Below are 14,819 nucleotides of genomic sequence, written 5' to 3' on the forward strand. Positions count from 1 at the left end.
GGTTGTTGTGGATTGCCGGCGCCTGCATCGGACACCCGCACCGGTCGTTCTCGATGCACAAGCGGAATGAGGGTCATGCCATTCCGCCATCGACCGGGGCGGGAGCATAGGCGGCCGCCGCGATGCCACACCAATGAAATAATTGACCACTTGTATCCGTATATTGCATATGTGGACACACATTTCACTGGAGGACACTGTCAGCCACGTATTCAGCGTCCCTCCCCCCTCGGAAAAAGCGAAGGCCCGCCAAGTGGCGGGCCTTCGATGGGCAGTGGCCGCGGGTGCGGCGCAGGATTCCTTTACCAGTTGGCGCGCAGCACCAGCGAGTAGCGGCGGTCGTTGATGAACCAGCTGCGGGTGTACAGGTGATAGTCGATCTCACCGTCGGAGTAGACCGTCGGCCCCATCAGCACCTTGGTCACGGTGTCGGTCAGGTTGTTGGCCTGCAGGCCCAGCTGCCAGTGTTCGTCGAACCGGTAGAACACCGAACCGTCAAGCTGGCCGGTGTCATCGGCCCAGGTCGGCAGATTGGTCGACACGTCGCTGGTGGTCAGCAGGTAGCGCGAGCGCCAGTTATAGGCCAGGCGTGCGGAGATCTTGCCCTTCTCGTAGATCGCCGCCAGGTTGTAGCTGCGCCGCGACAGACCTTCCAGCGGCAGCTTGACGCCGGTGACGGTGGTGTTGGTGTACGGATCCGTCGAGGTGTTGACGCCGCCCTGGCTGTCCACGAAGGTGAAGTTGGCATTGACGCCGAAACCGCTCATCCAGCCCGGCAGCGAATTGAAGAACTGGGTGTAGCCCAGCTCGAAGCCGCGGATGATGCCCTTGTCCATGTTGTACGGACGGGTCACCAGCCAGTCCTGATCGTTGTAGGTTTCGGTCCGGGTCTGGGTGGCGAAGTAGTCCTTCACACTCTTGTAGAACAGCGTCGCGTACAGCATGTCGCTGGTGCCGAAGTACCACTCCAGCGAGGTGTCGTACTGGTTGGCCCGCATCGGCTTCAGATTCGGATTGCCGGCGGTTCCGGTGTACTTCGAGACAACCTGGTTCCCGTCCGAATCCTCCGTCGTGGTCGCGGCCAACAACAGGTAGGGCTGCAACTGTGTGTAGTCAGGCCGTGCTATCGCCTTGGATGCCGCGATGCGCCACTGCAGGTTCTCGGTGGGCTTGAAGCGCACGTTCAGGCTGGGCAGCACGTTGGTGTACTGGCCCTTCGCATTGTTCGTGAAGTACTGACCGTAGTACTCCGCCTTCAGCTCATCGGAGACGTTGAGGTCGGTCATGTCCGGATAGATGCCGTAGCCGTCCGCCCGCGTCTTGGTCTGCACCACGCGCACGCCGACATTGCCATCGACCGGCCAACCCAGCGCCTCGTCGTTGCCGAAGTACAGCACCCCATACGCCGCCTGGGTGCGTTCGAACTGGCGGTTGGTGTCCTGCAACTGGTATTCGTCCGGCGACCAGCCCCACCCGCGCAGCGCCACGAGCTCCGAAAGCAGCGCCGAAGCCTGCGCGTAGTTCTTCACGAAGCTCATGTTCGGGAAGTACAGGTTGCTCGGGATGTTGACGCTACCGCGGAAGAAGTTGGAATAGCTGAACAGCGACGAGCTGGAGGTCAGGTAGCTCGACAGGTTCGCCAGTCCGGTCGACGAGGACGAGATGGTCGCCCAGTTGTCGCTGATCACGCCCCAGTTGTAACCGGAGTTCTTGTTGGTCTGGGTACGATCGGTACCGCGCATGCCGAAGCGGGCGAAACGCAGCCAGTCGTTGTCCTGGAAGGTGTATTCCAGGTCGACGCGGGTCGCCAGTTCGCGCCCGCGATTCTTGGCGAAATGATCCATCGCCGCCGCCCAGAAATAGTTGGACGAGTCGCTGGTGTAGCTGGTGTCGCTGATCGTCACCGACGGATACTTGCCGGACACGTTGTAGGTCAACCCGGGCAGGTAGGTCGCGGCGAAGACGGTGAAGTCGAAGTTGTCGTACTCGGACTGCACCAGCTGGATGTCGCCCTTCAGCACCAGGTTGTCGTTGAGATAGTGCTTGAAGCCGGCCGACAGGTCCTGGGTGACCGACGTGCTGCTGACATAGCGGCTGTCGGTCTGGAAGCGCACGCCACTGCCGGTGAGGTTGCCGCGCCACGAACTGGACTGCGGCGAACCACTCTCGAAAACACCGTCGCTGTCATAAGTGAAGGTGGTGCCATCGGCAGGTGTGATGCTGTTGGTACTGTCATTGAAGAACGCGGCCCGTTCCTCCCACTCGCTCTCGTAGCGCGAGCGCAGGTACTGGACATAGACTTCGGTGGTATCACTGGGACGCCACTGCAAAGCCGCAGCCACGCCGTCGCGTTTGCGGTTGAAGTCGAGCTGGCGCCAGTTCACACCACCGGGCACGTAGACCTCGCTGAAGTCGGTACCTGCCAGCACTGCACTGTCGGTACGCCGCACGTACGGCTCGACCTGGATGCCATCGCTGCGCGTGGCCAGCTCCGAGTGCGCCACGTCGACCATGAAGCCGATCTCGCCCAGATCGGTGTTCCAGCGGTTGCTGTAGAGGAATGAACCGGAAGGCTTGTACTTCTTGCTGAAGTCGCCGTAGTTCACGTCGAAGTTGCCGCCCATCAGCTGGCCGGGATTGTCGAACGGCATGCGCGTGCGCAGGTTCACCGTGCCGCCCAGGCCACCTTCGATGATCTCGGCCGACGGATTCTTGTACACGTCCACGCCCGCCATCAGCTCGGCCGGCACGTCCTCGAAACTCAGCCCGCGCCCGCTGCCGGCGCTGAAACTGTCACGCCCGTTCAACTCGCCACGCACCTGGGTCAGGCCGCGGATCATCACACCGCTGCCTTCCGCCGAGAAATGGTCGGGATCACTGCGCGCGGCGAAGTGGTCGATGGTCACACCGCTGACGCGCTGCAGGGTTTCGGTGACGCTCCGATCAGGCAGCGCCCCGATGTCCTCGGCGCTGACCGAATCCACGATCTGTTCGGAGTCACGCTTGATCACCTGTGACTTGATCAAACTGGCGCGTACGCCACGCACCGTGACGGTTTCCAGATCGATTGCCTTGCCCTTCTCCGCAGGCTTGGCGGCGCCCTTCTCTGCCGGCTTGGCGTCCGCATTCTTGGCGTCCGTGTCACTGGCATTGCTGTCCTGTGCCTGTGCGGATGCCGCCAGGCAGAACCATATGCCGAGCGCGATCAAGGAATGACGGACAAGACGAGTATCTTGATGGCACACAGCATCACTAAGCCGCTTGCGGCTTGATTGGTTCGACATCTGTTCCCTCCCAGGAAAGTGACGATAACTACGTGTTTTAGGCCTCCTGTTGGAGGCGAGATATATCCACCGGAACCCAATATGGCTTCGGTGCCCCGTTGATAAAGCCCGGCCCCCTACTCAGGTGCCATTAATGTGCAACGGAAAATAAACATCAAAAATCCAACATAGCCAATGAAATTTAGGCCGCAGACCTATATAAACAAATAATAGCCAATCAATTTCAATGACTTACATTAAATAAATCAAAATATTACCTGAGCGACAAAATTTCCATTGATTGCAATGTTCAGCAACAATGCGAGTTGATTGAACGTCAGGCGGCGGCGTTTATTTTTATCATCTGTAAATTTCGACACGATTCCCGGCCCTGGATGCCTGCGGTTCGTGGCTTCAATAACGGGCCGTACGCGTGGTCCCTTGGCATTTCACGGCCGAAGATCGGGAACCCGTGAATCCAGCAACGGCATCCTGCACCGATGATTCATCGACAAAAAAAAGCCCGCCAGTGGCGGGCCTTCATTCCAACAGTGATCTCAACAGAGAGAAGGATGTATCCCTTTCCCTGCCACCTCCGCAATCAGAACGTCACGCGCAAGGTCGCGGCGTAGCGCCTGTCGTTCACGTACCAGGAAGTGATCCGGCTACCGGCTCCATTCTGCTCCATGATCGTGCGCTGCTCGGCATTGTTGAGGTTGTTCATCTCCAGGCCGAGCTGCACATGGTCGTTGAACTTGTAGAAGATCGAGCCATCCAGCTGGCCGTAGTCGTCGCTATACACCGGCAGCTTCCACGCGACCGACTCGTTGTCCAGGTTGTTGTTGGTGCCGTTGTAGCCATTCGGCCCCACCGACAACAGATACTTGCTGCGCCAGTTGTAGGCCAGGCGGATCTGCCAATGTCCCTTTTCGTAGAACACGGCCATGTTGTAGGCGTTCTTGGACAGGCCGTCGGCCGGCAGGCTGCCGAAGGTTGAACCGTCGGTATCCGTCGGCACCACGGTGGGGTCGTTCGGCACCTTGGTCGAGCTGTCGATGTAGGTGTAGTTCGCCGACATGCCCAACCCGCTGAGAAAACCCGGAAGGAAGTCGAAGAACTGGTTCCAGCCGATTTCCGCGCCCTGGATCTTCGCCGTGCCGATGTTCACCAGCTGGGTGACCAGATAGTCGTAGTTGTTGCCGTCCACGCCCGGATAGGACACCAGTTGCGACTGGCGACGGAAGTAATCCTTGATGTCCTTGTAGAACACGTTGACCCAGGCCATGCCACCGTGATCCGGGTCGAAGTACCACTCCAGCGACAAGTCGAACTGGTTGGCCTTCATCGGATTGAGGTAGGGGTTGTCGTCGGAACTGCCGGTCAGGTCCAGTTTATCCACCGGCAAGGTGGTGGTGCCGGTCGGTGGCGTGTAGCCCTCCTTCACGGTAGCGTTGAGGATCTGGTAGGCCTGCATGTCGCTGAAATTCGGCCGTGCAATGGCCTTCGATGCGGCGAAACGCACGATCCAGTCCGGAGCCAACTCCCAACGCACGTTCAAGCTGGGCAGTACGTCCGTGTATTCGTTCTTCGCGACCATGGGCTCGGTCTGGCCGGTGCCCAGGTACGGGGCCAACGACTCGTCGGGGTAGACCAGATAGCCTCCGGCCGAGTTCGTGGTGCGTACCACGCGCACGCCGACGTTGCCGTCCAGATTCAGCCTGTCCACGCCGAAGTTGAGCATGAAGTACTGGGCCTGGGTCACCTCGCGTTGGCGATTGGTGTGGGCTTCGTCCAACTGCGTGATGGTATAGGTGCCGTCGTAGCCTTCCAGGTAGTACGGAAGGGCGGCGTCATGGATGGCTTGGTAGCTGCCGGGATAGCCCAGCGCGGTCGCCAAGATGGGGGCGTAGAACGAGCCTGGCGAATTGACTCCGCCCCGGTAGAAGTTATTGAAGGTGTTCAGATGTGTCAGACCGACATTGACGGTGTCGCTCAAGTTCAGCCCAGGCATGGGAGCGCCTTCAGGCAAGGCGTTCCCTGACATCCAGGTCTGGAACACCGGCTTCCAGTTGTAGCCGGTATCGATGCTGGTCGCGTTGCGCCGGGTCAGGCGGATGCCGGTCTTGAACGACTTGAAGAAGCCGCTGCCGTCATCGTTGGCCAGGTTGTACTTCAGGTCGGTACGCCAGGCCACTTCGGTGGCGACGTTCTTGTCCTGATGATCCATCGTGAACGCCCAATAATAATTATCGGGATTGGTCGTGTAGCTCTGATCCACCCCGATCGACGGCACACCCTTGCTCAGGTCGACGTCGATGTAAGGCACGTTAACGCCGAGGGATACCGTGGAGTCCAGGCTGTTGGTGGTGGACTTGATGTACTGCAGGTCGGTCGAAAGTTCGGCATCGTCGTTCAGCACCCACTTCAGGCCGGCCGAAAAGTCGGTGGTCTTGGAAGCCCGATGCGAAGCGCGGATGTCCGTGCCCATGGGGATACCGCCACTCTGGGTAAGCCGGCCCGAACGGAACACATCGCCGTCCAGTTCATACGGCTGGCTCGCGTCCAGCATCACCTGGGTCGGGTCGTTCTGCACGAAGATCGCGTCTTCGTTCCAGAGTTCGTCGTACTTGCTCTGGAACGCGGTGGCGTACACCTCGACATCACTGTTCGGCCGCCACTGCAGGGCCATATATGCGCCATCGCGCTTGCGTTCGTATTCCAGCGTACGCCAGTCGGCGCCGCGCGGCAGCCAGAGCTCTTCGTTGGTGCCATCGCCGTTCAAGTCGGTGTTGTTGTTCTTGAAGAACGGCCGCACGAACAGGCCATCGGTGCGGGTAGACAGCTTCGACTGGGCGATATCGACCAGGATGCCGAAGTCGCCGCCGGATCCGGTCTTCCATCGATTGCTGTACAGGAAGGAGCCGGACGGCTTGTACTTCTTGACGAAGTCGCCATAGTTTTCGCTGAACGAGGCGCTGACCTTCTGCCCCTGGAAATCGAAGGGCATGAAGGTGCGCAGGTTCACCGAACCGCCCAGGCCGCCTTCGATCATGTCGGCCTTCTGGTTCTTGAACACGTCCACGCCGGCCATCAGTTCCGACGGCACGTCCTGGAAGCTCAGGTTGCGGCCACCCGAAGCGGAAAAACTGTCGCGTCCGTTCAACTCCGAGCGCACCTGGGTCATGCCGCGAACCTGCACGCCATTGCCTTCGGCCGAGAAGTGTTCCGGATCGCCGACGGACAGGAAGTGGTCGATGGTCACGCCAGGGATGCGCGAGAGGGTTTCGGTGACGCTGCGGTCGGGCAGCGCGCCGATGTCCAGCGCGGTAACCGAGTCAACGAACGTCTCGGCGTCGCGCTTGATGTCCTGCGCCTTGTAGACGGACGCGCGGATGCCGGTGACCGTGACCCTGTCCAGTTCGGTGACCTTGTCTTTGGCCTTCTCGTCCTGGTCGGCATTTTGCGTATTGGCCTCCTGCGCGAACGCAGGGGAAGCCAGCAGCATCGCAATGCCGGCGGCAATGGCGGTGCGACGGAAACAGGGGACATGCGGGCGCACGCCCGCCCCCACCAACGTGTGGCTCGAATGGATCGACATCGCGACTCCCTCCCAGGAAACGACAATCAAGTTTTGAATTACAGGCAAACCCTTGCGGTTCACCTCGCCATGCCGCCCCTTCGGGTTACGGCACGCCCCCTGTTACCGGTCAACGCCCGACGTCACGTCGCTTCGGCGCTACCCGTCACAAACGTACGGGCAGCGCTGTCATTTGCACCAATAGAAAAAATTGCGGCAGATATTCGTTTTTGACATTCCTTGGCATATTGCGACAAGGAAAACGATTACTGCCACTTGAGCCCTCGCATTTATTTGGCAAGACCTGCATCCGGCCGTGGTTCTCGCCAGTCCATGTTGTGCGATGCAGCAGCGGCGAGCGCGGCGCTCTACAGCCTGGGACTACACAACTAGGCTCTCGGCTCCGGATAAAGCCGCCGTGCCGTGGTCCGCAGCGCCTGCAGGATGCGTTCCGCGCCGGGCGGGAGGATGTAGTCGCGGCGGCGGATGATCCCGAACGATTCCATGCGCACCCCCAGTTCGATCGGCAGCACGGTCAGCAGCTTGGCCTGGATCAGCGGCGCGACCGAATCCACCGGCAACGCGGTAAGCATGTCGCTGCCACGCAGCAGGTTGGTGGTGACCGGCAACGAGGAGGTCTCGATGGTATTGCCCGGTGCGTGCAAGCCGTGCTCCAGGAACATCGAGTCCAGCCGCGCCCGCAATATGCTGTCGGCCGGCGGCAGGATCCAGCCATAGCGCAGCAGATCGGCATGCTGCAGGCCGCTGCGGGTGGCCAGCGGGTGCCCGGCGCGGGCGATCACCGAATGCGGCTCGTCGGCCAACGGTTCGAATTCCAGCTCGCCCGCGCCTTCCGGGCCGAGGATGCGGCCGATCACGATGTCGAGCTGGCCATCCAGCAGCCTGGCCACCAGCGGGCGGCTGTAGTCCATCTCCACGCGCACCAGGATGTCCGGGAACTCGCGTTTCACCTCGGCAATCGCCTGCGGCACCAGGTTGGTGCCGGGATTGACCACGGTGCCGATCGAGGCCTGCCCCATCCGTCCACTCTTCAGCGCCGCGATTTCCTCCTGGGCGCGACCGATCTCGGACATCGCCGCGCGTGCACGCCGGATCAGCACCTGCCCGTACCAGGTCGGTTCGACCCCGCGCGCATGCCGTTCGAACAGCTTCACCCCCAGCATGTCCTCCATTTCCGCCAGCAGCTTGGAGGCGGCCGGCTGGGTCATGCTCGCCGCCTCCGCCGCGCGCAGCACCGAGCGCTGCTCATATAGATGCAACAGCAGCAGCAGTTGACGGGTCTTCAGTCGAGAGGCGTTGAACCAGGGTGTACCGGGAGTTGCCATGGGGGGGCTCGCTGCATTGGCGTATTCGTGAGGGGAATAGCATATGACGAAAAATTCATTTGCAGCACATATCTTGCACGCGCGAGGCTATCGACCGCCGATGCTGGAGTCCCCTACCTCCTGTTCTGCGGCAGAACACGAACGCGCCCGCCCCCTTCCCATGCCGGGATGACGGTGCGTCGTTGCCAGAAGCACCAGGAGGAGTGACATGACGCCAATCCCTCGACCGCCATCGGGTCGTAGACGCGTAACGCGCAGGATGTGCAAATGAGCGGCCGGCTTGCCGGCAAATCGGTCATCGTGACCGGCGCCGCCAGCGGTATCGGCGCAGCCACCGCCCACTTGTTCGCCGATGCCGGCGCGCAGGTCGCGGGCCTGGATCGCAACGCGCCGGTCGTCGCCGATCCGCGCGTGCACTACCACTGCACTGACATCACCGATCCTGCCGCGGTGGCTGAGGCCGTCGCCGCGGTGCTGGAGCATCACGGACGTGTCGATGCACTGGTCAACAACGCCGGCGCCGACGTGTTCTCCGATCCGCTGCAGCTCGACGATGCCGACTGGCAGCGCGGCATCGACCTGAACCTCAAGGGCGCCTGGAACGTCTGCAAGGCCGTGCTGCCGCCGATGCTCGCGCAGCGGGCCGGCAGCATCGTCAACATCGCCTCGGTGCATGGTCACAAGATCATCCCGCACGCCTTTCCATACCCGGTCGCCAAGCACGGCCTGATCGGGCTGACCAAATCGCTCGGCATCGAATACGCCGCGCACGGCATCCGGGTGAACTCGATTTCGCCGGGATTGATCCTGGTACCGCGCATAGAAGCCTGGTTCGAGCGCGAGCCCGAGGCACGCGAACGCCAGACCGCCTTGTTGCCCTCCAGGCGCATCGGCACGCCTGAGGAAGTGGCCTACACCGCGCTGTTCCTCGCCAGTGACGAGGCCCGCTTCATCAACGCCACCGACATCCTGATCGATGGCGGCCGTTCCCAGCTCTATCACGAGTGACGCCATGACCCATACCGACGCCCCATTCAAGCTGCCGCTGGTCGCGATCCTGCGCGGCATCACACCGGAAGAAACCCTGGCGCATGTCGGTGCGCTGGTCGATGCCGGCTTCGACGCGATCGAAATCCCGCTCAATTCGCCACGCTGGCGCGACAGCATCGCGCTCGCACAACGCGAGTACGGCGCACGCGCATGGATCGGCGGCGGCACCGTGCTGCGCAACGAGGACGTGGATGCGCTGGCCGACATCGGCGCGCGCTTCATCGTCACGCCCAATACGCGTCCATCGCTGATCAGTCACGCGGTCGAGCGCGGCCTGGTCGTCGTTGCCGGTTTTGCCACCGCCAGCGAGGCGTTCGACGCGATCGACGCCGGCGCGCAGTTGCTCAAGCTGTTCCCCGCCGCGACTTACGGGGCGAGCCACGTGCGTGCACTGCGCTCGGTATTGCCGGTGAGCGTGCCGGTCTATGTGGTCGGTGGCGTCACCACCACCAACCTCGACGAGTTCCTTGCCCAGGGCGCCGCCGGCGCCGGCATCGGCGGCGAGCTGTATCGCCCTGGACAACCCCTCGAAACCACCCAGTCGCATGCACGTGCGTTCGTGCAGGCATACCAGGAAGCCCAGGGATGAAGATCACCCGCCTCACCACCTATCACGCCGCACCACGCTGGCTGTTCCTGAAGATGGAAACCGACGAGGGCATCACCGGCTGGGGCGAGCCGGTGATCGAAGGGCGTTCGCGCAGCGTCGAGGCCGCCGTCCACGAACTGTCCCACTACCTGATCGGCAAGGATCCGAGCCGCATCAACGATCTGTGGCAGACGCTGTATCGCGGCGGCTTCTACCGCGGCGGCGCGATCCTGATGAGCGCCATCGCCGGCATCGACCAGGCGTTGTGGGACATCAAGGGCAAGGCGCTGGGCGTGCCGGTCTACGAACTGCTCGGCGGCCTGGTCCGCGATCGCATGAAGACCTATCGCTGGGTCGGCGGCGACCGCCCTGCCGACATCGTCGCGCAGATGCAGTCCTACCGTGAACTCGGCTACGACACCTTCAAGCTCAACGGCACCGAGGAAATGAAGCTGATCGACAGCCCGCGCGCGGTCGATGCCGCGGTGGCCAAGATCGCCGGCATCCGCGACGCGCTCGGCGACAGCGTCGATTTCGGCATCGATTTCCACGGCCGTGTCGGCCCGGCGATGGCCAAGTCGCTGCTGCGCGAACTGGAGCCGTATCGCCCGCTGTTCGTCGAAGAACCGGTGCTGGCCGAACAGGCCGAGTACTACCCGCGCCTGGCCGCAAGCACCTCGATTCCGCTGGCGGCCGGCGAGCGCATGTACTCGCGCTTCGAGTTCAAGCACGTGCTGGCCGGCGGTGGCATCGCGATGATCCAGCCCGACCTCTCGCACGCAGGCGGCATTACCGAATGCGTCAAGATCGCCGCGATGGCCGAGGCCTACGACGTCGGCTTCGCCCCGCACTGCCCGCTCGGTCCGGTTGCGCTGGCCGCATGCCTGCACGTGGACTTCGTCTCGCACAACGCGGTGCTGCAGGAACAGAGCATCGGCATCCACTACAACGAAGGCGCCGACCTGCTCGACTACGTCATCAACAAGGACGACTTCCGCTGCATCGATGGCAGTATTGCCGCGCTTCCGAAACCTGGCCTGGGTGTGGAAATCGATGAGGACATGCTCAAACGTGCGAATGAGAACCCGCCGGACTGGCACAACCCCGTGTGGCGTCATGCCGATGGCAGCATCGCCGAATGGTGAGGTAAGCGCGTGAATCCGATCGTCGCGACCCTGGCGGTCGACAGCCGCTGTACCCATGGCGAGGGTGTGATCTGGTGCGAGCGCCGGCAGGCGCTGTTCTGGGTCGACATCAGCGAAAAACGCATCTGGCGCCACGATCCCGCCACCGCGCAGACGCGGCAGTGGACGTTGCCCGATCGCCCCGGCTGCCTCGGCCTGATCGAGGACGGCCGCCTGCTGATCGTGCTGGCCAAATCCATCTGCGTGGCCGATCCGGACGCACCCGCCGGCGAGCTGCCGCTGCAGCGACTGGCGGAACTCGAAACCGACAACCCGCATACCCGCAGCAATGACGGGCGCAGCGACCGCCACGGCAATTTCGTGTTCGGCACGATGGACGAACACGCGCAGAAAGCCGCACGTGGCGCGTTCTATCAGTTCTCGCTGCGCCACGGCCTGCGCCGGTTGCCGCTGGGTGGCGTGTCGATCCCCAACTCGATCTGTTTCAGCCCCGACGGCCGCACGATGTACTACTGCGACTCGGTGCAGCCGCAGATCCTCTGCTGCGACTACGACCCGGACACCGCGCAGACCCGCAACCCACGCGCATTCGCCCCGCTCGATCACAACGCTGCAGAGCCGGACGGTTCGATCATCGACAGCGAAGGTTTCCTGTGGAACGCACAGTGGCGCGCCTGGCGCGTGGTGCGTTATCGCCCGGATGGTCAGCTCGATCGCATCGTGGAGATGCCAGTGAAACACCCGACTTGTAGCGCCTTCGGCGGCCCCGCGCTGGATCGCCTCTACGTGATCAGCTCACGCCTGGATCACGGCGACGACGAACTCACCCACACCCCGACCGCCGGCAGCCTGTTCCAGTGCGAACCAGGCACGACCGGCCTGCCGGAAAGCAGGATCGCCCTCGCATGATCGCCATCGACTGGGGTACCAGCAGCCTGCGCGCCTACCGCCTCGACGCGCACGGACAAATCATCGATACACGGCGCAGCGACCAGGGCATCCTCGCCAGCGCCGGCCGCTTTGCCAAAGTGTTGCGCGAACTGATCGGCGACTGGCCCGGCGACATCCTGCTGTGCGGCATGATCGGCAGCCGCAACGGCTGGATCGAGCTGCCCTACCTGCCCTGTCCGGCCGACACCTCGGCGCTGGCTGCGGCGATGCAGTTGCACGAGGACGCCGCCCTGCCCGGTCGACGCCTGTGGTTCGTGCCCGGCGTCGCCGCCCGCGTGCAGAGCGGCGTGCCGGACGTGATGCGCGGCGAGGAAACCCAGATCGTTGGCCTGCTGCCCACGCTCGGCGCCGGCAAGCACACCCTCTGCCTGCCCGGCACGCACTGCAAATGGGCGCGCGTCGAGGACGGTCGTCTGGTCGACTTCGCCACCACCATGACCGGCGAGCTGTATGCGCTGCTGCGTCAGCACAGCATCCTCGGCAAGCTGATGGACGGCGTCGACGACCATCTGCACGACGGCGCCTTCGCGCTCGGTGTCGCCCGCAGTGGCGAACCCGGCGGACTGAGCCATCACCTGTTCGGCACGCGCACGCTCGGCCTGTTCGACCGCCTGCCCGGCGCAGCGCTGGCCTCCTACCTGTCCGGCATGTTGATCGGCCACGAGATCCGCGACCGCCAGCCGATCGGCGACGTGGTGCACCTGGTCGGCAGCTCCGGCCTGTCGCAGCGTTATGCGCGTGCATTGGGCCTGCTCGGGATCGGCTCGATGCGCCATGGCGAAGACCTGGCCGCCACCGGCCTGTACCTGCTCGCCCAGCAGCACAGCCTGAGCGCCTGATCCTCCCGTAGGAGCGGCTTCAGCCGCGATGAAGCGTTCCCGGTAACGCCTCATCGCGGCTGAAGCCGCCCCTGCCCCGGCATGGCATGCGCGTTGAGAACAATCCGCACCTCAAACCTCCGACTGTTCTAGAATTGCCCGGCTTAACGCTGGACCACACCATGCCTTTTGTTGTCACCGAAAACTGCATCAAGTGCAAATACACCGACTGCGTCGAAGTCTGTCCGGTCGATTGTTTCCATGTCGGCCCGAACTTCCTGGTGATCGATCCCGACGAGTGCATCGATTGCACGCTGTGCGAGCCGGAATGCCCGGCAAATGCGATCTATCCGGAAGACGACGTCCCGGCCGGCCAGGAGGGCTTCGTCGCGCTCAACGCCGAGCTGGCCAAGGTATGGCCGGTCCTGACCCTACGTCAGGAACCGATGCCCGATGCCGCCGAATGGGACGGCAAGCCCGGCAAGCTGCCGCTGCTGGAGCGCTGAACCCGTACGCCGGCGAAGCCCATCGGGGCTGAAATCCCTGCCGCCTGGCCGACCAGATAACCAAAACGAAACGGGCGCCTCAAGGGCGCCCGTTTTGCTTTCAGCCGCCGCGGTGGCTCATTGGCCGCCGAGCTTGGCCTTCAGCGTCGCGATCAACTTGACCGGCGCCTCGGCCGTCGCCGGCACGCCGCGCGGATCGACCGCCGAGACGTAGCTGCCGCCATCGACCGTGGTCACGCGGACCAGGAAGTTGTTGCCTTCATAGCTGACGTCGAACGACCCCAGCAGCTGGGCACGGCTGGCGATCGTCACGCCTTCGACCTGCGTCAGCGCCTCGCCGACCTGACCGAACACCGCGTCCTTGGCACCGGCGACGGTAAAGCCGCTGTGGCTGGTGGCCGCCGCCGACTGGCCAACCGGGGCCGGTCCCTGCACCACCGACGCCAGCGCCGGCACCTTCATCGCACCCGAGGTATCGGGCAGATTCAGGCCCGGCGGCACTTCCAGCGGACGCTGCTCGGCCGGCAGCGCGTAGTCGCCACGAGGACCCTTGTGGAACCAGCTGCAGCCACTCGTGGCAGCGACGGCGGTGGTCGCCAGCAGCGCGAGCGACAGCACGCGGAAGGGGGAAACGGTAAGGCGCATCGGTAAATCTCCTGGGTCAGGCCGCGAGGCTTTCGCGGCTGGAAAGTTCTTCCAACGTTCTGGCCTCGATGGCCAGGCGGTCGGCGGCCGCATGATGCGACCCGGACAACGGCAGCAGCGGCAGCCGCAGCCCATGACCGATGCCAGCCCGCTGCAGCAGCGCCTTGACTGGGATCGGGTTGGATTCGATACCGCAAAACTCGTGAAATTCGCGCAGCCGTGCATCCCACGCCTCGGCCGCGGCACGATCACCGGCACGCGCCAGATCGCACAGGCGGCGGTAAGCCGCCGGCACCGCGTTGGCGCCCACCGAGATCAGGCCATCGCCACCCGTGAGCATCGCCCGCGCCGCAGTGCCGTCATCGCCACTGAGCACCGCGAAATCCTCGCCGCGCAGCGCCAGCAACGCCTGCATGCGTTCCGGTTCGGCGCGCGCCTCCTTGATGCCGACGATGTTCGGATGCCCGGCCAGCTCGGCCACCGTCTCCGGCAGCAGATCGCAACCGGTACGGCCCGGCACGTTGTAGAGCACCACCGGCAGACCGCCGTCATCGGCAACCGCCAGGTAATGCGCTTTCAATCCGTCCTGGGTCGGCCGCACGTACGGCGGTGTCACCACCAGCGCGTACTCGGCACCATTGGCCGCCGCACGCCGCGTCTGCGCAACGGTTTTGGCGGTGCCGGACAAGCCGGTCCCCGCCAGTACCGGCACGCGACCCGCCACGCGCGCGACTGCGTTGCGCAGGATCAGGTCGTATTCGTCGTCGGACAGCGTCGCCGCTTCGCCGGTGGAGCCGGCCACGACCACACCCTGGATGCCAGCGGCCAATTGCTGGTCGAGCAGGCGGTGCCAGGCGTCCAGGTCGAGAGCGCCGTCGGGACCGAATGGGGTCGCCAGCGCGGTGATGATGCCGGAAAGTGACAAGTTG

General features: G+C 63.5%; 11 protein-coding genes. 6 read left to right on the forward strand and 5 right to left on the reverse strand.

Going from position 1 to position 14,819, the window contains the following annotated elements:
- Window positions 1-302 precede the first annotated feature (302 nt).
- The 3 genes from AC3WJE_RS04770 to AC3WJE_RS04780 form a co-directional block, all read right to left on the reverse strand.
- Entirely contained in the window at window positions 303-3,209 is a 2,907-nt protein-coding gene (locus AC3WJE_RS04770) for a TonB-dependent receptor (RefSeq protein ID WP_493729635.1), read from the reverse strand.
- A gap of 655 nt (window positions 3,210-3,864) precedes the next feature.
- A complete protein-coding gene (locus AC3WJE_RS04775; protein ID WP_493729636.1) occupies window positions 3,865-6,861 on the reverse strand; it encodes a TonB-dependent receptor in 2,997 nt (998 codons plus the stop codon).
- Window positions 6,862-7,229: 368 nt separating this feature from the next.
- Window positions 7,230-8,186, reverse strand: coding sequence for a LysR family transcriptional regulator (locus AC3WJE_RS04780; RefSeq protein WP_493729637.1), 957 nt, complete (start codon window positions 8,184-8,186; stop codon window positions 7,230-7,232).
- Between the two features lie 267 nt (window positions 8,187-8,453).
- Here AC3WJE_RS04780 and AC3WJE_RS04785 point away from each other — a divergent pair, with 267 nt between their 5' ends.
- The 6 genes from AC3WJE_RS04785 to fdxA all read left to right on the forward strand — a co-directional run bounded on the left by AC3WJE_RS04785 (window position 8,454) and on the right by fdxA (window position 13,245).
- Window positions 8,454-9,194 carry an SDR family oxidoreductase gene (locus AC3WJE_RS04785; protein ID WP_493729638.1) on the forward strand — a complete coding sequence of 247 codons (741 nt, stop codon included), beginning with the start codon at window positions 8,454-8,456 and terminating at the stop codon, window positions 9,192-9,194.
- 4 nt (window positions 9,195-9,198) lie between these two features.
- The gene (locus AC3WJE_RS04790; protein ID WP_493729639.1) at window positions 9,199-9,825 is read left to right on the forward strand and encodes a 2-dehydro-3-deoxy-6-phosphogalactonate aldolase; all 627 of its coding nucleotides are present in this window, start codon (window positions 9,199-9,201) and stop codon (window positions 9,823-9,825) included.
- Complete coding sequence (dgoD, locus tag AC3WJE_RS04795) at window positions 9,822-10,970, forward strand: galactonate dehydratase (RefSeq protein ID WP_493729640.1); 1,149 nt, start codon at window positions 9,822-9,824, stop codon at window positions 10,968-10,970. Before AC3WJE_RS04790 ends, dgoD begins: the two co-directional genes overlap by 4 nt.
- A gap of 9 nt (window positions 10,971-10,979) precedes the next feature.
- On the forward strand, window positions 10,980-11,879 hold the full coding sequence (locus AC3WJE_RS04800) for an SMP-30/gluconolactonase/LRE family protein (protein ID WP_493729641.1): 900 nt from the start codon (window positions 10,980-10,982) through the stop codon (window positions 11,877-11,879).
- The gene (locus tag AC3WJE_RS04805; RefSeq protein ID WP_493729642.1) at window positions 11,876-12,760 is read left to right on the forward strand and encodes a 2-dehydro-3-deoxygalactonokinase; all 885 of its coding nucleotides are present in this window, start codon (window positions 11,876-11,878) and stop codon (window positions 12,758-12,760) included. The genes AC3WJE_RS04800 and AC3WJE_RS04805 overlap by 4 nt, the downstream gene beginning before the upstream one ends.
- Before the next feature lie 161 nt (window positions 12,761-12,921).
- Window positions 12,922-13,245, forward strand: coding sequence for a ferredoxin FdxA (fdxA, locus tag AC3WJE_RS04810; protein ID WP_493729784.1), 324 nt, complete (start codon window positions 12,922-12,924; stop codon window positions 13,243-13,245).
- A gap of 117 nt (window positions 13,246-13,362) precedes the next feature.
- Here fdxA and AC3WJE_RS04815 read toward each other — a convergent pair whose 3' ends face one another.
- Together AC3WJE_RS04815 and dapA are read right to left on the reverse strand one after the other, a co-directional pair.
- Window positions 13,363-13,890, reverse strand: coding sequence for a hypothetical protein (locus tag AC3WJE_RS04815; RefSeq protein ID WP_493729643.1), 528 nt, complete (start codon window positions 13,888-13,890; stop codon window positions 13,363-13,365).
- Window positions 13,891-13,906: 16 nt separating this feature from the next.
- On the reverse strand, window positions 13,907-14,815 hold the full coding sequence (dapA, locus tag AC3WJE_RS04820) for a 4-hydroxy-tetrahydrodipicolinate synthase (protein ID WP_493729644.1): 909 nt from the start codon (window positions 14,813-14,815) through the stop codon (window positions 13,907-13,909).
- Between the last annotated feature and the right edge of the window lie 4 nt (window positions 14,816-14,819).

The organism is Pseudomonas sp. GW821-FHT07E12 (assembly GCF_058986605.1).